The organism is Corallococcus exercitus (assembly GCF_003611585.1).
Classification (GTDB): Bacteria; Myxococcota; Myxococcia; order Myxococcales; family Myxococcaceae; genus Corallococcus; species Corallococcus exercitus.
Window position 1 is genome coordinate 1 of record NZ_RAVW01000091.1, and the last position, 21,026, is coordinate 21,026.

General features: G+C 70.8%; 14 protein-coding genes. 7 read left to right on the forward strand and 7 right to left on the reverse strand.

From position 1 onward, the window contains the following. The first annotated feature begins 105 nt into the window (after positions 1–105). A complete protein-coding gene (locus D7W79_RS13885) occupies positions 106–1,020 on the forward strand; it encodes a methyltransferase (RefSeq protein ID WP_244221762.1) in 915 nt (304 codons plus the stop codon). 7 nt (positions 1,021–1,027) lie between these two features. Here the strand turns inward: D7W79_RS13885 and D7W79_RS13890 are convergent, their stop codons facing one another. The 4 genes from D7W79_RS13890 to D7W79_RS13905 form a co-directional block, all read right to left on the reverse strand. Beyond that, a complete protein-coding gene (locus tag D7W79_RS13890) occupies positions 1,028–1,633 on the reverse strand; it encodes a hypothetical protein (RefSeq protein ID WP_120525856.1) in 606 nt (201 codons plus the stop codon). A 3-nt stretch (positions 1,634–1,636) separates the two neighbouring features. Then, entirely contained in the window at positions 1,637–4,006 is a 2,370-nt protein-coding gene (locus tag D7W79_RS13895; RefSeq protein WP_120525871.1) for a BamA/TamA family outer membrane protein, read from the reverse strand. Between the two features lie 149 nt (positions 4,007–4,155). Beyond that, positions 4,156–5,511, reverse strand: coding sequence for a sigma-54-dependent transcriptional regulator (locus D7W79_RS13900; RefSeq protein ID WP_120525857.1), 1,356 nt, complete (start codon positions 5,509–5,511; stop codon positions 4,156–4,158). Next, on the reverse strand, positions 5,508–6,740 hold the full coding sequence (locus D7W79_RS13905; protein ID WP_244221763.1) for a sensor histidine kinase: 1,233 nt from the start codon (positions 6,738–6,740) through the stop codon (positions 5,508–5,510). The genes D7W79_RS13900 and D7W79_RS13905 overlap by 4 nt, the downstream gene beginning before the upstream one ends. 112 nt (positions 6,741–6,852) lie before the next feature. On the opposite strand from D7W79_RS13905, the gene D7W79_RS13910 reads away from it, so the two are divergent. Both D7W79_RS13910 and D7W79_RS44985 read left to right on the forward strand, forming a co-directional pair. Continuing rightward, entirely contained in the window at positions 6,853–8,250 is a 1,398-nt protein-coding gene (locus D7W79_RS13910; protein WP_120525859.1) for a serine hydrolase domain-containing protein, read from the forward strand. A 39-nt stretch (positions 8,251–8,289) separates the two neighbouring features. Beyond that, on the forward strand, positions 8,290–8,772 hold the full coding sequence (locus tag D7W79_RS44985; protein ID WP_244221764.1) for a hypothetical protein: 483 nt from the start codon (positions 8,290–8,292) through the stop codon (positions 8,770–8,772). Positions 8,773–8,781: 9 nt separating this feature from the next. On the opposite strand, the gene D7W79_RS13920 is transcribed toward D7W79_RS44985, so the two are convergent. From D7W79_RS13920 to D7W79_RS13935, 3 genes are all read right to left on the reverse strand, one after another. Continuing rightward, positions 8,782–9,159 (reverse strand): hypothetical protein, encoded by a 378-nt coding sequence (locus D7W79_RS13920; RefSeq protein WP_244221765.1) that lies wholly within the window; start codon positions 9,157–9,159, stop codon positions 8,782–8,784. A 1,086-nt stretch (positions 9,160–10,245) separates the two neighbouring features. Continuing rightward, positions 10,246–11,718: an MBOAT family O-acyltransferase gene (locus tag D7W79_RS13930; protein WP_120525861.1), complete on the reverse strand. Its 1,473-nt coding sequence runs from the start codon at positions 11,716–11,718 to the stop codon at positions 10,246–10,248. A 3-nt stretch (positions 11,719–11,721) separates the two neighbouring features. After that, a complete protein-coding gene (locus tag D7W79_RS13935; RefSeq protein WP_120525862.1) occupies positions 11,722–14,469 on the reverse strand; it encodes a GDSL-type esterase/lipase family protein in 2,748 nt (915 codons plus the stop codon). A gap of 181 nt (positions 14,470–14,650) precedes the next feature. Here D7W79_RS13935 and D7W79_RS13940 point away from each other — a divergent pair, with 181 nt between their 5' ends. From D7W79_RS13940 to D7W79_RS13955, 4 genes are all read left to right on the forward strand, one after another. Continuing rightward, positions 14,651–15,712, forward strand: a complete 1,062-nt coding sequence (locus D7W79_RS13940) for a mannose-1-phosphate guanylyltransferase (RefSeq protein ID WP_120525863.1) — start codon at positions 14,651–14,653, stop codon at positions 15,710–15,712. Positions 15,713–15,945: 233 nt separating this feature from the next. Further along, a complete protein-coding gene (locus D7W79_RS44990; RefSeq protein ID WP_244221766.1) occupies positions 15,946–18,441 on the forward strand; it encodes a serine/threonine-protein kinase in 2,496 nt (831 codons plus the stop codon). Between the two features lie 170 nt (positions 18,442–18,611). Then, the gene (locus tag D7W79_RS13950; RefSeq protein ID WP_120525864.1) at positions 18,612–19,982 is read left to right on the forward strand and encodes a phosphomannomutase/phosphoglucomutase; all 1,371 of its coding nucleotides are present in this window, start codon (positions 18,612–18,614) and stop codon (positions 19,980–19,982) included. Positions 19,983–20,029: 47 nt separating this feature from the next. Next, complete coding sequence (locus D7W79_RS13955; protein ID WP_120525865.1) at positions 20,030–20,965, forward strand: ROK family protein; 936 nt, start codon at positions 20,030–20,032, stop codon at positions 20,963–20,965. The last annotated feature ends 61 nt before the right edge of the window (positions 20,966–21,026 follow it).

A 21,026-nucleotide genomic window follows, 5' to 3' on the forward strand; every position in this document is an offset into this window, starting at 1 on the left:
GGCGGGAGGACGCCTTGTCGCCCCGGAGGGCCGGTCCCACGTTGAGGGGCAAACCCTTCGAAGGGACGGGACGTGGACGGTGGCCATGGGCACGGGGTGGCAGAGGTGAGGGAAGCCGCGCTGACCGCGTTGGGAGAGGCCCTGCGTGCCACGGGGTATGCCTTCACGACGGTGACTCCGGAGACGCACCGCCGGGTGAACGCGCGGCCGGGGGCGAAGGAGGCGCGTTCGCTCCGGGACGTGTTCGGGTGGAGCCGTCGCTTCGGGCCGGGCGTGCTGGAGCCGCGGATGCTGGCGCTGCTGGAGCAGGCGGGCGCGCTGGCGGACTGCGGGGACGGGACGCACCGGAGCCGGGTGCGGTTCTCGACGCTGGGGACGGGGCTGTATGTCCATTCCGCGTGGCCCACGTCGGAGAAGGACGCGGTGTTCTTCGGGCCGGACACGTACCGGTTCTGCGCGCTGCTCCAGCGGGTGCCGGGCACGTTCCGGCGCGCGGTGGACCTGGGCTGCGGCTCTGGAGCCGGGGGCCTGTCGGTGGCGGCGCGGAGCACGGAGGTGGTGCTCGCGGACTTGAACCCGCTCGCGCTGGAGTACTCCCGGGTGAACGCGAGGCTTAACGGCGCGCACGCGGTGGAGGCGGTGCATTCGGACCTGCTGCGGGACGTGTCCGGCCGGTTCGACCTCATCATGGCGAACCCGCCGTACCTGGCGGACACGGACGGGCGCACGTACCGGGATGGCGGCGGCACGCACGGCACGGAGCTGTCGGTGCGCATCGTGCGGGAGAGCGTGGAGCGGCTGGAGCCGGGAGGCACGCTGGTCCTCTACACGGGCGCGCCGGTGGTGGACGGCGAGGACCTGCTGCGTACCGCGCTGGAGCCGGTGTGCCGGAGCGCGCCCCTTACGGACGTGGTCTACGAGGAGCTGGATCCGGACGTGTTCGGCGAGGAGCTGGAGAAGGAGCCGTACGCGGGCGTGGAGCGCATCGCGCTGGTGGCCCTGACGGCCCGGCGGCGGTGACGCCGGATCAGGGCTGGCGGCTCACGTCGCAGCGGGCGGAGGCCTTCCGTGCGAGGTCCTCCGCCACGGAGCGCAGCAGGCTTCCGAGCAGTGGGGGACGGGCTTCGGAGGTCGCGTCCGATGCCGTTTCCTGGGTGAGCCAGCGCGCCATGCGGCCCAGGCTGGCGGCGGTCACCACCTGCAGCCTCACCTCCACCTGGACGACGAAGTGCTCGTCCGCGTTGGGCCTTGTCTCCAGCGTCCAGGCCATGCGCTCCAGCTCCAGCGTGCCCACGCCTCCGGTCAGCTCGCGCCCGTCCAGCAGGTAGCCCGCACGCGTGAACGCGAGCACCTGGGTGACTCGCGCGCTGTCCACGTGCGTGTCGAACCAGAAGGCGCGGCGGCGCCAGAGCGTCAGCTCCACCTCCAGCTTCCCCGCGAGGCCCAGCCGCACCAGCCGGTCCAGCTCCGGAGAGATGAAGGCGCGTGCCTCCGGCCGGACCGTCACGCGCCTTCCAGCGAGCGTCGCGGTGCAGGCCGCGGACGCCTCTTCCGCCCGCGCTCCGGAGGCGAGCAGTCCCGCCGCGACGACGAGCGCCGCGCCACGCCTGCTCTTGTTTCCGTGCCTTCCCATGGCTCAGAAGGTCCGGTTGAACAACAGACGCGCCTCGGGCGTGAGCCGGGCCTGGTCGTCGATGCGCCAGGCGGCTTCGAAGCGCACGTCGTCACCGAAGTGGAAGCTGCCGCCCAGGCCCAACTGCGCGTCCGACCACCCCGACGCGGCATGCACCGAGCCCAGGTCCGCGAAGATGCCCAGGCCGTGCCAGCGGTACTCGGCGCTCGCCAGCACCGAGCTGTCGCCCCCTCGGAACTCCTTGAAGCCGAAGCCTCGCAGCGTGCTCCAACCGCCCAGCGCCTCCTGCTTCTGGAGCGGCAGGTCGTGCCCCGTCGCGGCCCGCAGGCGCAGGCTCAGGCCCGTGTGCCAGTTGACCGGCAGGTCCATGGCGACGTCGCCCACCAGCTTCCAGAAGCGCGCATCCGCGCCGTCCGCTCCCGGCCCCTCACCCACCTCCATCGTCACGAAGCCGCGCAGCGCGGGTTCGCGCTTCCAGCCTTCGTGGCGCTCGAAGAGGGACGTCTCCGGCGTGCGGAAGAGGGAGCCCACGCGCGTGCCACGCTCCGCCGCGCCGCTGTACTCCAGCCGCACCACCGCCGAGCGGAAGCGTCCCTCGTTCACGGGCGCGTTCGGGAACGGCGGGTCGTCGTTGCGGAAGAGACTGAGCGGCGGGGTGAAGGACTGGAGCGAGCTGACCGTGTCTCCGCGTACCTCCACGCCCGCGAGCCACGACCGCTGCCAGCGCCAGGTGGCGAAGGCCATGAAGCCCTGACGGCGGAAGTAGTCCCGGTCCGGCCGGTTGATGAGGAACGAGTAGAAGTACGAGTCGAAGTCTCCCAGCCGCCAGCGGTCCAGCGTGTCGATGAAGTCATGCACCTGCGCGCCCAGTTCCTCGATTCCCAGCGCGGGCAGCTGCACCTTGGCGCCGCCCAGCAGGTTGACGCGGCGCTGACTGCTCGTGCCCTCCGGATCACCCGGCAGATGCTGACCGCCCAGCCGCAGGGGGATGAAGAAGGCCCCATCCAGCGTCGTGTGCACCCGGTCCTTCGAGTCCCAGAAGCGCAGGTTCGCCTTGAGCCCCGGAGCGAAGCCCGTCACCTGCGTGTGCACGGGCAGCAGGTCCACGTCCAGGTCCGGAGGCCGCGGACGCACGTGCACGATCAGCCGCTTCCCCTCCAGCGTGAGCCCTTCACTGCTGGCATCGTCTCCGTCGTGGAACAGCCGGTGCCAGCCCACTTCGAACTCCACGCGCTCGTGGCGCCGCGACTTGCGCGGGGCTTCCTCGCGGGTGCTGTAGCGGCGCGTGCCGTCGGCCTCGCGCTCCTCGACGATGCGCACGGTCGTGCGCTCCTCGCGGGGGGCCTCGGTGTCCTCCGCCTGGAGGAACGGCAGCCGCGACTCCATGCGCTCGATGGCGCGGCGGGCGTCGCTGCGGAGGAAGACGTCGCCGGGCTCCAGGCTCAGGGCTTCGCGCACGCGAGCCGCCATCGCCTCGTCCACGCCCCGCACCTCCACGGACTCCAGCCGTCCCTCGTCCACCGTCACGACCAGCCGTCCTTCGGGGGACAGCGTCGCGCTCACCGTGGCCAGCAGGTAGCCCTCGTCCTCGCGGAGGGTCTTGAGGATGCGCTCGAGCGCGGCGTCCAGGCCTCCCAGCATGATGCCGGGCCGGAACGTTCCATCCTCCCTCCGTGCCAGCCAGGGCCGGGGCGGGCGCGGCGCGGGGCACGGGCTGACGACCCGCAGCGTCCCGTGGCGCCTGTGGAGCCGCAGCGTCGCGACCTCTTCCTGCGTGTCGTCGTCTTCGGGGAAGCGGGAGGGCAGCTCGAACAGCGCGTCCCACAGGTCATCGGGACGGAGGTCCTGAAGGCCCACGAACTCCACCGACGTGAGCGTGGGGTTCTCCTCCAGGGTCACTTCAAGCACGGCCGGTCCCTGCTCACTGACTCGAACGCGGGGCTCCACGCGAGCGAAGAGGCCGGTGCTCGCCAGGCGATGCAGCAGGGGCTGCACTTCGCTGCCCCTCAGGGCGCGCGAGGCGTCCGCGGGAGGTGCACCCACGAGCTTGCGGACCTGCGGATCCGTGAGCCGCTGAAGGCCGCGAAGCTCCAGGCTCGTGGGCGTGAGTCCCTGGCCGGCGACCTCCACCTGCATGGCCCCGAGGACCGTGGAGTCCGCGACGTCTCCCGCCTCCTCGTTGAAGCCCTCCGGGCACGTTGGGTAGTCGGAGTCCTCCGAGGTGGCTGTGGCTTCAGGGGTGGAGTCGCCTGCATCCGGTGAGGGAGGAGGCGCGTTGATGGCGGCAGGAGCGTCGGAGGTGCCGGCATCCTGTGGAGGTTGGGCCGGGGCCGTGAACGAGACGAAGCAGAGTGCCAGTGCGAGACGGTTCATGAGAGGCGGCAGGAGCATGTGCCGTTCCAGGCGGGGGCTCAGGGCAAGTGCCCGGAACGACGAAGGGCGAGCAGGCGGGCGGATGTCATGGACACATCCGGATGTATCGGGCGGTTGTGGCCGTGACATCACCCGGCCTCGGTCCGCGGTCAGGAATCGATGGGCAGGCCCAGGGCCTTGATGCGCCGGTAGAGGTTTCCCCGGTCCACCTGGAGGAGGCGCGCGGCTCCGGCGATGCTCTCTCCTTCCCGGAGCGCGGCGCGGATGAGGTCCCGCTCGAAGTCCTCCACGTGCTCGCGGTAGCTCTTGTCCCCCAGCGCCCTGCGCGGCGCGGGCGCGGTGCCCGTCGGTGCCGTCACGGCGTCCGGGCCCAGCTCCAGGGGACCATCGCCCCGGAGCAGGTTCAGCCGTTCGATGACATTGCGCAGCTCGCGCACGTTGCCGGGCCACGGATAGGCACGGAGCGCGGCCTCCGCTCCCGGCGCGAGCACGAGCGGCGTGCGGGGCCCCGCGAGCTCCGCGGCGAAGACTCGCGCGAGGGGCAGCAGGTCCTCGGGGCGTTCGCGCAGCGGCGGCAGGTGCAGCGGCAGCACGTTGAGCCGGAAGAAGAGGTCCTGCCGGAAGCGTCCCTCCTTCACCGCGCGGCCCAGGTCCTGGTGCGTCGCCGCCAGGATGCGCACGTCCACGGACACCGGCAGCGTGCCGCCCAGCCGCTCCACCTGACGCGTCTCCAGGACTCGCAGCAGCTTGGCCTGGAGCTCCAGCGGCATGTCCCCCAGTTCGTCCAGGAACAGCGTGCCGCCCTGTGCCTGTTCGAAGCGGCCCGCCCGCCGCGCGACCGCGCCGGAGAAGGCGCCTCGCTCGTGGCCGAACAGCTCGCTCTCCAGCAGCGTCGCGGGAATGGCCGCGCAGTTGACCGCCACCAGCCGGCCCTTGCGTCCGGAGGCCTTGTGCAGCGCCTGCGCCACGCGCTCCTTGCCGGTGCCCGTCTCGCCTGTGATCAGCACCGCCGTGTCGCTGGGACCCACGCGCGCGATGAGCTGGCGCAGGGACTCCATGGCCGGGCTTTCGCCCACCAGGTGCCCCGGCTGGGCGAGTGCGTCCAGCAGCCGCTCCCGCTCCTCGCGCAGCGCTCCCAGCGCCAGCGCGTTGTTCAGCGCCGTGAGGAGCCGCTCGGGGGAGGGGGGCTTCTCCACGAAGTCCGTGGCGCCCAGCTTCAAGGCCTGCACCGCTTCGGAAGGGGACGCCTCGCCGGACAGGACCACCACTGGCACGGGCAGCGGCTTTGGCAGGCGTGCCAGTAATTCCAGCCCCGTCTCGCCCGGCATGCGCAGGTCCAGCAGCATCAGCGCGGGCGGTGCATCCGGCGCTTCGAGCAGGCGCTGCGCCTCCGCCGTGGAGCGGGCCTCTACGGGAGAGAAGCCTCCGTCCTGGAGCAGTCCACGCACGGCCCGGAGGACACCGGGGTCGTCGTCGACGATGAGGATGCGGGCTCCGGGCTTCATGCGGCCACCTGGGAGACGTCGGAGGAGGGGACTCGCGGCAGCACCACCTGGGCCCGCGTGCCGCCCTGGGGGCCCGGCTCCAGTCGCAGGCTGCCGCCGTGCTCATGGGCAATCTTCTGCGCGATGGGCAGGCCCAGTCCGCTGCCACCGGGCTTGGTGCTGAACAGCCCCCGCGTGAGGACGGGCCCCTCCAGCACTTCCGGGACGCCGCTGCCGCCGTCGCTCACGGTGACGTGCACGCGGCCGTCGTCCGCTTCGCGCAGCGCCACGTGGACGGAGGGGGCGCCCGGTGGAGAGGCCTCGGTGGCGTTCTTCACCAGGTTGCCGAAGAGGCGGCGCAGTCCGTCGGGGTCCGCGCGCAGTGACACCTCCGGGCCCGGATCCAGCATCACAGGCACCGGGGAGTTGCCCTCGTACAGGGCGCACACCTCCGCGAGCAGGGGGCGCAGCGCCACGTCCTGGAAGCGCGGGGCCGGCAGGCGCGCGAAGGTGGAGAAGCTCTGGGTCATGCGCATGAGCAGGTCCACCTCCTCCTGGAGGAGCGCCACCGCTTCGGCGAGGCGCGTCGGGTCGGGCAGGGTGCCGGCATCCTGGGGGGACAGACGCGCGAGCGAGAGCCTCATTGCGGTCAGGGGATTCTTCAGCTCGTGGGCGAGCGCCCGTGCCACGTCCTGCCACGCGGCGATCTGCTCGGCGGCCTTGAGACGTTCGCGTTGGCTCAGCAGCTCCTGGCCCATGCGGTTGAACTGCCCCAGGAGGAACTGGAGTTCGTCGCGCGCGGGTTCGGGCACGGGCAGGCGGACCGACAGGTCGCCGCGCGAGTAGGCCCGCATGCCTTCCAGGAGCGTGGCCATGGGGCGCGTGAGGACGCGGCCCAGGAGCACCGCGGACACGGCCAGCACGACGGCGGCGATGGCGCCCACGCCCACGATGAACACGGGCACGCGGCGCACCAGGGCCCGCCGCGCCAGCTCCGCCTGCGCCAGGTTGAGCCGGGCCTCGTCGAGCGCATCCGGGGGCAGCCCCCGGCGGGACAGCTCGTCGGACACGCCGTCGAGCACACCCTCCACTGGCGCGATGGAGATGGAGAGCACGCGCTCCAGCACGCCCTGCGCGAGTGCCCCCAGCAGCGCCAGCGGGATGAGGCCCGCGAGCAGCATCACCGCCAGCAGGCGCCGGCGGAAGCGGAACGGAGGCGGCGGTGGGTCCATCGGCGGTGCACGGCGCATGGCACGCCGTTCATATCGCGGTGGGCCGGGGCCGGGGCCGTGCATCGTTCGCGCGGACGGAGACTCTTCATGGGATGGCACGGCCCATGAGGGGCCGGGCGTTGGGGGTCCCATGCGCAAACCCTGGATGTCGTTCGCGGTGGCCGTTGTCTTCCTGATGGTGGCCCGTCCCGCGCAGGCCCATGAATCGCTTCGCGATCGCATCGACGCGTACGTGCGCGCGGAGCAGAAGCGGCTGGGGATCCCGGGGCTCGCCGTGGGCGTGGTGAGCCATGGCAGGGTGGTGCTGGCGAAGGGCTATGGCTCCGCGAACCTGGAGCACCCGGTCCCGGTGGGGACGGACACGCTCTTCCAATCGGGTTCGCTGGGGAAGATGTTCACGGCGACGGCGCTGATGCTCCAGGTGGAGGCGGGGCGCGTGTCGCTGTCCGACAGCGTGACGAAGTACTTCCCGGATGCACCCGCGACGTGGAAGCCCATCACGGTGCGCCACCTGTTGACGCACACCTCCGGCATCCAGGACCTGGAGGGGCTGCTCGACGAGCGCAAGGACTACACGGACCAGCAGTTCGCGGAGTTCATCTACGCGCTGCCGCTGGATTTTCCGGCGGGGCTGCGGTGGCGCTACAGCAACTCCGGCTACGTGTTGCTGGGCATCTTGGTGAACCGCGTCGCGGGCATGACGTATCAGGAAGTGCTGGGGCGTCAGGTCTTCAAGCCCGCGGGCATGAAGACGGCGCGCGGCATCAGCGAGGCGGACGTCATCCCGAACCGCGCGGCGGGCTATCAGCTGGTGGGTGGCGTGGTGAAGAACCAGCAGTGGGTGTCGCAGTCGTTGAACACGACGGGGGACGGGGCGCTCTACTTCTCGTTGAAGGACATGTTGGCGTGGGAGGAGGCGGTGTCGGAGCGTGCCATCCTGACGCGGGACAGCTGGCGGGAGATGTTGTCACCGGCGAAGTTGAACAGCGGTGCGACGTATCCGTACGGCTTCGGGTGGGAGGTGCTGGAGCGCAACGGCCAGCCGCTGCATCAGCACACGGGAGCGTGGCAGGGGTTCCGGACGGCCTATTCGCGCTTCCTGGGGGACGAGCTGTCCATCGTGGTGCTGGCAAACCTGGACCGGGCGAACCCGTCGCAGTTCGTGGAGGGCATCGCGGCCATCGTGAATCCGGCGCTCGCCGTGCCGCCGCTCAAGCCCATTCCGGACACGGAGCCGCAGGTGACGGCGATGCTCACGGCGCTGCTGGAGAAGACACGGCAGGGCGCGTGGGAGCCGTCCATGTTCGCCTACGTTCCGGACTGGTACGTGGCGGAGGCCGGTCCCCACTTCCAGGCCTTGTTGCAGGAGCTGGGGCCCGCGGGGCCGCTGGTGCTGGCGAAGCGTGAGATGAAAGGCGACGACCGCATCTACACGTACCTGGTGCAGTTCGGCGCCGCGACCTGGCGCTACCGGGTGGGGCTGACCGCTGATGACCGGGTGACCTTGTTCACGCTCCAGGTGAACTGAAGCGGTCGGGTAGGCTTGGCTCCAAGCGAGGAGATGCCCATGCTGAGACCCCACGCGCTGCTGCTCCTCGTATCCCTGCTCCAAGATGGAGGGACCGAGACTGCGGCATCCCAGCCCTCGCATTCCGTCCTGAGGAATCCCGCGTTTCCAGCCGCCACGGTGGACTCGGATGCAGGGGCGCCTGTCTCCGCACGCGGGCCCATTGTCGCGGAAGGCATCCAGTGGCCCGACGACCTTCAGCCTCTCGCGACGCTAGATGGGCCCGCGGTTCTCGCCGCGCACGCCGCATTGCAGCGGAGGCTCTCCCGTTATCCCAAGGAGTACGCCAAGAGCTGTGCGTTCTCCGCGAAGGGGATGGAAGTCATCGTCGGTGAGGAGCGGGGGATGTACTTCGTCCGTATCAACCCGCGACCCGACAGGTGCGGTTGGGCGCCCGGCACGGTGCTCGGGTTCGACGAGTTCGAACTGTACGCCGTCTCTCCTGAGGGAAAGGTGTTGGCGCGCTATCCGTACATGCCCTGAATGTGTGAATCAGGGCTGGTAGGGGTACCGCGTGATCTCTCCTTCAGGCGAGATCGCGTACAGCTCGAACCAGTCCGTCTCCAAGCCGGTGACACCCTGGCCGAAGCCGGGGCATCTGTCCACACGTCGGTTGACGCGGGCGAAGTACCAGCCCGCCTCCTGACCGATGACGACTTCCAGGGCCTGGGCGGAAAAGGCGCACTTGCCCGCGGACTCTTTCGGAAATCGCTTCAGCGCTTCTTCCAGCGCGGCATGCGCGGCCTGGATGGCAGGTCCTTCCAGGGTGGCGAGAGGCGTCAGGTCCTGCTTCGGCCAGGGAATGGCTGCTTCGGCGACAGGCGCGGAGATACCCGCGTCTGGAGGTGCCGCCTGTTCTTGCGACTCCACTGGACCTGGATCCGGTCGCCTGTTGCAGAGAGGCGTTCCGAGGAGCCCCGTCTCCACCAGTAGCGATGCCATCAACATGGAGCGCGAAGCCTTCAACATGGAGCACCTGGGTAGCCCATGGACCTCTAGGGGTGGAGTGCTGCGGAGCAGTTGGGGGGAACGCCTTCAGGCCTGAGCATGCTGGGGGGACTCGGTTCGCAGCGTGCCTTGAACTTCCACTGCTTCCTATCGACATCCCACCGAAAGACATCGCCTTTCTGGTTCCACCTGTAGAACCTGGGCGCATCGCGATGCCCGGTGGCAAGCCAACCCCATGCGGGAATCACCTGTCCCTGCTCGTCACGCGAGAGCCGTCCATCCGGCGTCGTGCCATAGGCGACCATCACCCATGCGCCTTCCGACTTCGCCATGGGCCAGGTGCGCAGGTCCTGATTGCTCAGGCCGGAGGCGCACGGATGGTTGTGCGCGTAGCCAAAGACTGGAAGGTTCCTTCCGAGGTCCGCATCGTCGACACCTCCAAAGGGGGGCGTGCAGGCTCCGCTCGACTTCACCGTGTTCCGCACGGGCCAGGAGACGCGCCAGTCCGAAGGCGTCCGGTAGATGGCGACGCAGTACTCCGACGCCTCCGGACGTGGGCGCCCTGTGCCTGGGTCGCACGCGTCAACCGCCCCTGGAAGCTCCAGCAAAGCCTGGAGCGTTGGAATCACCAGGTCATCTGGAACAAGCGAGGCTTGCGTTATGACAGCAGGAATCTCCGGCCATGGCCCAGGGGCTATGGCCAGCCCCTCCACACCGTCCTGCGCAGAGAGTTCCGACGCTACGTAGAATCGCCGAGCACCTGAACTCGCGCACGCGATGCCCAGGCACGCCACGGTGAGCCCGAACTGTTGCCGGAAGGAAGCCATCGGATGGCAGCGTATTGAGGGAGTGCAAGCACTCGCTAGCTCGCACGCGGAGTCCAACGGTGAGGATCATGTCCAACATCTAGTGCCGAACGCTGAGTGTGCCCTGGCGGGTGCCCTTCTGGGGAGCCTGTAAGCACGGCTTACAAGTTGCCACCCAAGCCTGTCGAGGACGCCAGCGTCCTCAGAACTGCAGGTACACGTACGGCCGGGTCTCCAGCGTGGAGAGCTGACGGATGCCCAGGCCCAGCAGCACCAGCACCACCGCCCTCGCGGGCGCGGGCAGCTTGAGGAACGCGAGCGCCGCCGTGTCGTAGAGCTTCATCGGCAGCGCGTGCGCAGCCACCGCGATGGCCAGCATGCTCCACATCAGCGGCCCCACGTTCGCCAGGCCGGGGATTCCCGCCAGCATCCGCGCGTAGAACTCACCCGCGTGCGCCATGTCCGGCGCCCGGAACACCACGCGCGTCAACACCACCAGCGTGAACGTGGCCAGCATCCCGAAGGCCACTCGCACCGGACCGGGCTCCTGCTGCTTGCCCCGGTACCACCACCAGCAGCGCACCGCGCACAACGCCACGCCGTGCACTCCGCCCCAGACCGCGAAGCGCCAGTCCGCCCCGTGCCAGAGGCCTCCCAGCACCATCACCATCATCAGGTTGAAACACACGCGCGGCTTGGAGCGGCGGTTGCCGCCCAGCGGGATGTACAGGTAGTCCCGCAGCCACGACGACAGGCTCATGTGCCAGCGGTTCCAGAACTCGAACAGGTTCTTCGCCAGGTACGGCCGCGCGAAGTTCTCCGGGAACCTGAACCCGAACAGCGACGCCACCCCAATCGCGATGTCCGAGTACCCCGAGAAGTCGTAGTACAGCTCCAGCGTGTACGCGACCGCCGCCACCGCGCACTCCGCGGACGAGTACGCGTGCGGACTGCCGAACACCGGATCCACGATGCCGCTGCCCAGCACGTCCGCGATGACCAGCTTCTTCACCAGCCCCACCGCGATGCGGAACAGCGCCTTGTTCCCGTCATCCGATGACAGCGTGGGCACTTCCCGGAAGTGGGCCATCAGCTCCGACGCGCGGACGATGGGCCCGCTCACCACGCGCGGGAAGAACAGCATGTAGAGCAGGTGCTCCACGAAGGTGTGCTCGGAGCTCGCCTTCCCCCGGTACACGTCCACCGTGTAGCTGATGGCCTGGAAGACGAAGAACGACAGGCCCACCGGCAACAGCAGGTGGAAGGGCTCCGGCCGCACCTCCACGCCCCACGGGCCCAGGAGCGACGCCACCGTCTTGCGCAACAGCTCCAGGTACTTGAAGCCCGCCAACAGCCCCAGGTTGGAGACGATGGACAGCACCACCAACGTCTTGCGCACGCCGGGCCGCTGCGTGCGCCCCATCCCCTTCACCAGCAGGTGGTCCACCGTCACGCCGGCCAGGAAGATGAACAGCGGCACCAGCTTCACGACCAGCTCGCCCACGGGCATCCCGCCCACGAACGCGGACAGGGGGACCCCGAGGAACGAGACGTAGACGAACAGGCTGGCCGTGAGCAGCAACAGCATCCGCGGCCAGTAGTACCGGTGCAGCGCCCAGTAGAGCGCGAGCACCCAGATGACGAAGATGACGTACTGGAGGCTGTGTGACAGCACGGCTCAGGGCGCTCCCGCGGCGGAGGCCGTCGGCTCGCCGCCCTTCTTCGTGGACTCGTACGCCGCCATCAGGTCCTTCACGAACGCGTTCGCCAGCACCGCGTAGCCCTGCGACGTCAGGTGCACGCCGTCCGCCTGGCCCAGCGGCACCGGCTGCCGCTGCCAGCGCTGCATCGAACGCTCACCGCCCATCGCCGCGCGCGCGGACCAGTACGCGCACCCGGCATCCTTCGCCACCTGCGGCAGCGTGTTCAGCACCTTCGACAGCGACGGCGCTTCGTTCCACCGGCCGTCCGCGTCCTGCGCCAGCCGGTCCGTGGGGCCGATGAGCAGGCACTCCGCGCCCGTCGCCTTGCGCATGCGCGAAATCAGCGCCGCGTAGTCCTGGCGCAGTCCGTTCGCGTCCAGCTCCGGCAGCTCCGCCTCGTTGGTGCCGTACCAGAACACCAGCAGGTCCGGCCGGCGCGCGGTGAGCTGCGCGTCCAGCGCCGCCGCATCCATGTCCCGCGCCGTGAAGGCCGTGGCGCCGGGCAACCCCAGCGCGTCGTACACCAGCCCCGGCGTGTCGTACTCCAGCGACGCGCCCAGCACCGTCGCGCTGCCGCCACCCTCCGGCACCTTCACCTGGACCGAGTGCGCCACGCCCGTCACCGGGAACGAGCGGATCCGCACCGTGGGCTGCGTCAGCGGCTCCGGCGGCGGCGCTTCGGGGGCAATCGCCTCACCGTCCACCGTGATTTCAGGTGCCGCGGCCCCGGGCGCGTCCAGCGCGTACAGGTCCAGCCGGCCCTGGCGGTTCTTGTCCTCCGTGCAGCCGTCACAGAAGGAGATGCCCAGGCTCGCGCCGGGCGCTCCCACCGCGCGGATGCCGGTGAGCCCCCAGATGTTTCCGGAGCTGCCCGCGGGCGTGCTCTTCGCGTCCTCCACCGTCCACTCGCCGTCCAGCGTGCGCGACACGTGCGCCGCTTCCAGCCGGGTGGACGGCTTGCCCGCCGCGATGAAGCCCCGGCCCGCGTCACCAAAGCGCTTCGTCAGCGCGTCGCGGACCTTGTCGGAGAAGTAGTGCGCCGCCGTGTGCGACGCGCCCAGCTGCGCGATGCCCACGCGCAGCTTCGCGCCGGACTCGCGGCGGGCCAGCGATTCGAACGTGCGGCGCAGCGCCGGGGTCGCGTTCTGCAGGCCGGTGGTGTCCGTGGCCGGCACGCGCGGCGGATGCGTGCGCGCGAAGGCCCGCTGCAACGCCAGGTCGAACAGGTGGCCCAGCAGGTTGGAGCCGCGCACGCGCGGGTGCACCAGGTCCTCCAGCATCAGACCGGACTCCAGCCACTTGAGCGCGGAGCCCTCGCCGCCCATCGCCGCCAGCGTGTCGTAGAAGGCGCAGCCACCGGCGCGCGCCTCCTCGCGGAACACCTCCGCCACCTCCGCGGAATGCCGGCGGGTGACGAGCTCGCCGCTCATCGTGCGCACGCCCGCGTCGATGGGCGACATGACGAGGCACGCCGCGTCCGGCACCGCCGTGCGCACGCGCGACACCAGCTCCTTCATCTGCGAGCGGACCTCGTCCAGCGTGGTGCGCTCGCGCGACAGGAAGAACGCTTCGTTCCCGCCCACCATCAACACCACCAGCGACGGCTTGCGGTGCTTGAGCTGCGCGCGGAACGCCTGGGGCTGCGCGCGCAGGTACACCTCCGCCATGCCGCCCAAGAGGCCCACCGTGTCGTAGACGATGCCCGGCGTGCCCGACTCCAGCGAGACCCCGTGCAGCTCCGTCTTGCCGCTGGCGGTGAGCGTCAGCGTCTTCGCGCCCTCGGGAAGCTTCAGCCGAGCGAACGCCGCTTCCGCCTTGGGGCCGAACGCGCGCGTCTGGATGCGCTGCGTGTTCTTGCCGTCCACCGCCACCTGCACGGAGCCGTTGGCCGGCTGGGCCAGGAAGAACAGCTCCGCCTCGCGCGCGCCCTCCACGGAGTAGCGCGTGCCCTGCGCAGGGCCGCTCGTGGAGAAGGCCACGCCCGTCCAGCCCACGCGGTCCTTGGGCCAGTGCGTGTCCACCAGCCGCTCCATCTTCCAGCCGTCGGTGCTCGCGGTGCCCGCGCGCGTGGCTCGGCCGGCGCTGGCCAGCCGGTGGATGTAGAGGAAGCCCGGCCCGCCCGAACCGAAGCGCTCCTGGAGCCGGTCGCGCACCACGTCCGTGATGTAGTCGGAGGCGATGAGCGAATCGCCCAGGTGCACCACCCGCACCGGCGTGCGCCGCGCGTCCGAGCGCAAGTCCCCGAGCGCCTTCATGAACGGCGCGAGGCCGTCCTCGTCACACGTGCCGTCCGCGCGCGCCTTGCGGCAGTTGAGCTCGATGTCCACGTGCTTCGCGCCCATGCGCTCGCGCAGCGCTTCCAGCTCCAGCGCGTTCGTCAGCGTGGGAGCGCTCAGCTCCTCCAGGCCGATGCCGGGCACGGCGGGCGCTTCGCCCACCTGCGGGCCCGCCTGTGGATCCGTGTCGCTGACGGCGGTGTCCGCTTCCGCGAGCGCGGAGGGAGGAGCGTCCGGCGCCAGGCCGTCGGCGGGCGGACGCGGGGCCTTCACGCCACGCAGCGACGCGGGCAGCACGAGCGCCGCCAGCTTGGGCCCGAGCGAACCTTCCTGACGGAGGCTGGGGAGGGGGCGGAACTTCTCCGGCAATGGCGCCACGGACAACCCCACCGCCAGCAGCACGGTGAAGGCCAGCGTCCATCCGGTGGATGTGGGCTTGAGGCTCAACGCCGGGGCATGAGACTGGCTTTTCGGGGGCGGGTCAAAACTCTGCCCACATTGTCGCGCCCCATCCCTCGGGGGGCAGGCGGCCGGGCCCCCTTCCTCGGACGGCGCGAAGCGCTATGGTGCGCCGCCGTTCGCGCCGGGTCCGTGGTCCGGCGTCCCGAGTAGGAGCTCGCACCCGCATATGGCCCTCTATCCCGTCATCATGGCCGGAGGCTCCGGCACCCGCTTCTGGCCGCTGTCGCGCCAGGCCCGTCCGAAGCAGTTCCTCCCGCTGGCCTCCAAGCAGCCGCTGCTCACCGACACCGCCCAGCGCCTCAAGGGGCTGGCGCCGGTGAAGAACACCTTCATCGTGTGCGGCCCCGTGCACGCGAAGACGGCCGCGAAGCTGGTGAAGGGGCTGCCCAAGGGCAACCTCCTGGTGGAGCCCGTGGCGCGCAACACCGCGCCCGCCATCGCGCTCGCCGCGCTCCAGGTGGCCGCGCGCGACCCGAAGGGCGTGCTCGCGGTGCTGCCGTCGGATCATCACGTCGCGGACGTGAAGGGCTTCCAGCGCACGCTCGCGGAAGCGGCGCGCATCGCGGAGGGCGGCCACATCGTCACGCTGGGCATCAAGCCCGCGCGCCCGGAGACGGGCTACGGCTACATCCAGGTGGGGGACGCGCTGGAGGGCGGCGGCCGCCGCGTGAAGGCGTTCAAGGAGAAGCCCGACCTCAAGACGGCGCAGGAGTACGTGGCCGGCGGGGACTACCTGTGGAACGGCGGCATCTTCGTCTTCCGCGCGGACGTGATGCTGGAGGCCTTCCAGAAGCACATGCCGGAGATGCAGAAGGGCCTGGACGCGCTCCAGAAGGCCGCGGGCAAGCGCACCTTCCCGGCCGTGCTCAAGCGCGTGTTCCCCAAGCTGCCCTCCATCTCCATCGACTACGGCGTGATGGAGAAGGCGGAGAACATCGCGGTGCTGGACGGCGACTTCGGCTGGTCCGACGTGGGCTCCTTCGCCGCCATCCCCGAAGTGCGCCCCGCGGACGCGCAGGGCAACGTCGTCTCCGGCGACGCGGTGCTGGTGGACTGCACGGGCTGCGTGGTGCTCGCGGACAAGCGCACGCTGTCCGTCGTGGGCCTGCACGACGTGGTGGTGGTGGACTCCGGTGACGCCGTGCTCGTGGTTCCCAAGGACCGCAGCCAGGACGTCCGCAAGGTCGTCGAGGCGCTCAAGGCCAGGAAGCGCACCAAGCTGCTGTAGGCGGCGCTGTAGGCCTGGGGGCGACTTCGCCTCCTGTTTCCCCTCACACATTTCTTCCCGGGGCTCCCTGTCGTTTCTACAGGGGGCCCCCGTTCGTTTCGCGGGGTTCGCTGGCACCTGCGGGCGGTTGGAGTGTCGTTGGGGGGACGGAGGCGGGCCCCGGGCATGAGGCGCGGAGGTTGCAAGTCCACCCCGGGTCCGCCCCATTTCCGGGGCGACAGGCGGGGATGGCGATGGGCTGCAAGCGCTGCGTAGGCGACCACCGGAACGACGAGGCGTGCTCCGGCGCACGGCCTGGGGTGCCGGGGGATTCGCTGGAAGGCCAGCGGCACGGGCCGCTGCTCTTGAAGCGCCGGCTGGAAGTGGGGGCGGTGGCGTCGGTGTACCTGGCGGAGTACGTGCCCACGGGGCACCGCTTCGCGGTGAAGGTGCTGCACGCGCACCTGGCGGCCCGGCCGGCCGTGCGCGCCCGGTTCATCGCGGAGGCGCTGGCGCAGCGCAACGTCGTGCACCGCCACGTGGCGCGCGTGCTGGACGTGCGCCCCGGTCCCCAGGGCCTGCCCTGCGTGCTGATGGAGGCGCCGGAGGGCGAGTCGCTGAGCGCGCTGCCCCTGCCGCTGTCGCCGGTGGAGGTCGGCGAGGTGTTGGATCAGGCGCTCGCGGGGCTGGAGGCGGCGCACGCGCGGGGGCTGGTGCACGGGGACCTCACGCTGGATTCGATGTTCGTCACGCGCGACGCGAAGGGTGAGCGGCGCGTGCGGGTGCGCGACTTCGGCGAGGGCGCGGTGCGGGAGGCGGCGCTGTCGAAGGAGGAGCGCGCGCAGGGCGTGACGGTGGGCTCGCCCACGTTCATCGCGCCCGAGCAGTGCGCGGGGCTGGGGGGAAGCCCTCGCGCGGACCTGCACGCGATGGGCGTGGCGGGCTACCTGCTGGTGACGGGCCGGCTGCCGTTCGGGCTGGGGCGCTCCGCGGACGTGACGCTGTTCCCTCCGCACGCCGTCAACGCGAGCGTGCCACCCGCGCTGTCCACGGTGCTCCTGCGCGCGCTGGCCGCGAAGCCGGAGGACCGGTTCGACAGCGCGTGGGCCTTCCGCGTCGCGCTCGCGGAGGCGCTGGGCATGAAGGCGCCGGTGCGCAACGCGGCGGCGGATGCGCGCGAGGAAGCCTTGGATGTAGAGGTGACGGACGCGGGCCTGGACTCCACGGTGGAGCAGGGCGCCGCGCGGAGTGCCTTCGCGGGACAAGGCGTGGCCCGGTCGTCGGCGGAGTCCGACGCGGACGACTTCGACATCGTGGAGGACGTGCCGGAGTGGGGTATGGCCGCCACGTCCGTGGAGGACGCGGCGCTGCGCGCGGCGAACGGCGCGGCGCCGGACGCCCGCTCCGGGGAGGTGGCCATGCGCGCGGAGGTGGCCGCGTTCTGGTCCTCGGCCGTCGCGCTGCTGGGCCCCGCTGAACCGGAGCTGCCCTCCCACACGCTGCCGCGGACCGGCGCGTCCGGGGCCGGTTTCTCGGCCTCCGCCGCTTCCGGGGCTCCCATCCTCCTGGTGCATCCGGCGGCCAGCGCTCCGGCCGCCACCATGAAGCTGGGCGTCGTCGACGCGAACCCACTCCAGTCCGCCGCGCCCATCCTGCTGGTGGATCCGGCCTCGCCCCTGGATGTCACGCCCCAGCCGGCTGCGAATCCTTCGTCCACGCTGGGCGCCGCGGCCATCCCGTTCATGACCCTGGCGCCCACGGTGATTCCGTCGCCCCCGCCCATTCCGCTCGTGGACGTGGTGCAGGACGCCGCGCCCATCCCGTTGGTGAACGCCGCCGTGGCGCCGCTGGAGGCCTCCGCGCCGCGCACGGACGCGCCCGCGGACCTGCGCGTGCGCCTGGGCCTGACGCCGGGCGAGGTCCTCCAGCCCGTCTCCGTGAGCGACGTCGCCCCCGAGGGCCTCTTCGCCGAGTGCCAGGGAAACCTGCCTCCGCTCGCCGCGCGGCTGACGGTGGAGGTGTCCTTCCGGGGTGAGACGGCCCTGGGCGCCTGCGACGTCGTCCGCCACGTCACCTTCGACGAGGCGCGCACCTGGAACGTGCCCGCCGGCGTCTTCGTCCACTTCTCCGACGAGTTCCCCGCCCTGGGCCGGCTGCTCTCCCGCGCCCTCATGGAGGACGCGGAGCCCGCGCCCGACGCGGAGCTGGCCCGCATGCTGTCCCGCGCGGAGGCCGTGGCCCGCGACCCGTACAGCCTGCTGGGCGCGAAGCACGATGCCGACTTCGGCGACATCCACCGCCGCGCCCAGGCCGCCCTGCGCCGCCTGGTCGCCTTCCAGAACCGCCCGCTGCCCACCCCGCAGCGCCAGGCCCTGGACGCCCTGCGCGTGCGCGTGCTGGCCGCGCAGCGGATGCTCGGCGACCCGCTCTCCCGCGTGGGCTACGACGCCACCCGGGGCAACCTGGCGGGCCTCGCCCGCTGCGTCGCCGCGGGCGTCCCGGAGCCCACCATGGAGGCCCTGCGCAGCGCCTTCCTGGCCGCTCGTCCGGAGGTGGAGAAGAAGGCCCGCGCCCTGTTCACCCAGGGACATGCGTTGGAGGTCCAACGGGCCGTCCCGGCCGCGCTGGAGCGCTACGCGGAGGCCCTCAAGCTGGACCCGCTGAACACGTCCTGGCTGAAGCACTACCAGTCCCTGCTGCGGCAGGTGCCGGCGGGTGCCGGGGCCCGGATGCCGGAGGCCATGGCCTGATGGGGGCCATTACCCGCCCCCCGGGGTAGCTTCCGCCCTCCCGGGGAGGCCCGGGCGTTCAACAGTCAGCCGGGCGCGTTCGGGTGTGTGCAGCCCCCGGGGCCCCTCGTGTAGTGTCCGACGCCTTCCGTTACGCCCTCCCGGTTCCTGTCGAGGGTGGGGACACTGCCATGAACGCGCACATCTTCCGCGAGTACGACATCCGAGGTCTGGTGGACAAGGACCTCACCATCGAGGTGGTGGAGCTCCTGGGCCTGGGCCTGGGCACCATGATCCGCCGCAAGGGCGGCACCTCCATCGTGGTGGGCCGCGACTGCCGCGAGTCCTCCACGCGCTTCCGCGACGCGCTCGCGAAGGGCCTCACCGCCACCGGCCTGGACGTCTACGACGTGGGCGTGGTGCCGACGCCGCTGACCTACTTCGCGGCGAACACGCTGCCCGTGGACGGCCTGGCGATGATCACCGGCAGCCACAACCCGAAGGAGTTCAACGGCTTCAAGATTGGCGCGGGCAAGACGACCTTCCACGGCCCCGAAATCAAGGAGCTGCGCCGCCTCATCGAGGCCAAGGACTTCGCGACCTCGAACAAGCCCGGCAAGGTCACGCCCTACGACATCATCACGCCCTACAACCACTTCATCCGCCAGACGGTGAAGGTGGGCCGCAAGGGGATGAAGATCGTCATCGACGCGGGCAACGGCACGGGCGGCGCCATCGCGGTGCCGCTGTTCGAGAGCATGGGCTTCGACGTGGTGCCCCTGTTCTGCGAGATGGACGCGGACTTCCCCAACCATCACCCGGACCCCACGGTGGTGGAGAACCTCCAGGACCTCATCAAGAAGGTGAAGGAGGTCAAGGCGGAGGTGGGCATCGCCTACGACGGCGACAGCGACCGCATCGGCGTCATCGACGACCAGGGCAACGTGCTCTGGGGTGATCAGCTGATGGTGCTCTTCAGCCGCTACGTGCTGAAGGAGTCCCCGGGCGCGGCCATCATCGGCGAGGTGAAGTGCAGCTACACGATGTACGACGACATCGCGAAGCACGGCGGCCGGCCCATCATGTGGAAGGCCGGGCACTCCCTCATCAAGTCGAAGATGAAGGAGGAGCACGCGGAGCTGGCCGGCGAGATGAGCGGCCACATCTTCTTCAAGCACCGCTACTTCGGCTTCGACGACGCGGTGTACGCGTCCGCGCGCCTGCTCGAGATTCTCACCCACGAGAAGCAGTCCATGTCGCAGCTGCTCTCCGACGTGCCGAAGACCTTCGCCAGCCCCGAGCTGCGCTTCGACACGACGGAGGAGAAGAAGTTCGCCATGGTGAAGCGCGCCACGGAGATCCTGCGTGACGCGGGCCACAAGGTGGTGGACGTGGACGGCGTGCGCGTGACGTTCCCGGACGGCTGGGGCCTCATCCGCGCGTCGAACACGCAGCCCATCCTGGTGCTGCGCTACGAGGCCAGCACGGAGGCGCGCGTGAAGGAGATCCAGGCGCTCATCGAGAAGACCGTCGCCCAGGCGCAGAAGGAAGTCGGCGCCTGAGTCCGGGCGTCCCACGCGAAGCACGCACGTAAGGGAAGGAACTGGCCATGCCGACGCTGGGAATCGACCTGGGCGGGACGTTCGCCCGGGCCGCGGTGGTGGATGGGAAGGGCGCGATCCTCGCGAGCGCCAAGGTGGCGTTGCAGGACCGCAAGCCGCCGGGCGTGGTGGAGACCATCGCCCAGGCGGCGGAGGAGGCGGTGAAGAAGGCCGGGGTGAAGAAGGTGGATGGCTGCGGCGTGGGCGCGGCCGGGCAGATCCACAAGGACTCGGGCGTCATCTCCGTGGCGCCCAACCTGGGCTGGCGCGACGTGCCGCTGGCGGCGATGTTGACGAAGCGGATGGGCTTCGAGGTGAAGGTGGTGAACGACCTGTCCGCGGCGGCGTGGGGCGAGCTGCACGCGGGCGCGGGTCGTGGAGCGCAGGACATCCTGGTGGTGTTCGTGGGCTCCGGCGTGGGCAGCGCCATCATCGCGGACGGGCGGCTGGTGAACGGCGGCGGCGGCGTGGCGGGCGAGCTGGGGCACATCAAGGTGGTGCCTGGCGGCCGGCTGTGCGGCTGCAGTGAGCATGGCTGCCTGGAGGCGTACGCGGGCGGCCACAACCTCATCGCGCAGACGAAGGAGTTGCTGGCGTCGGGCAGCTCGCGCGTGCTGGAGCAGCTGACCCACGACGACCCGGACACCATCACTCCGGTGACGCTGGAGACGGCGGCGGAAGCGGGCGACGCGAAGGCCAAGGAGATCCACACCCGCGCGGCGCAATTCCTGGCGCTCGCGGTGGCCAACTACGTGACGGTGCTCAACCCTTCGCGGCTGGTGGTGGGAGGCGGCGTGCTGATGCACTGCCCGGGGCTCAAGCGGCAGTTGCTGGACGGCGTGCAGCAGTGGTCGTCCCGCGTGTCGCGCGAGGGCCTGCTCATCGCCGACGCGGAGCTGGGCGACGACAGCGGCATCATCGGCGCGGCGCTGCTGGTGAAGTGAAGCACCCGGCGCTGGGAGCGAACTCCCCGCGCCACGCAGGTCCCGCTGGAGCATTCTCGGC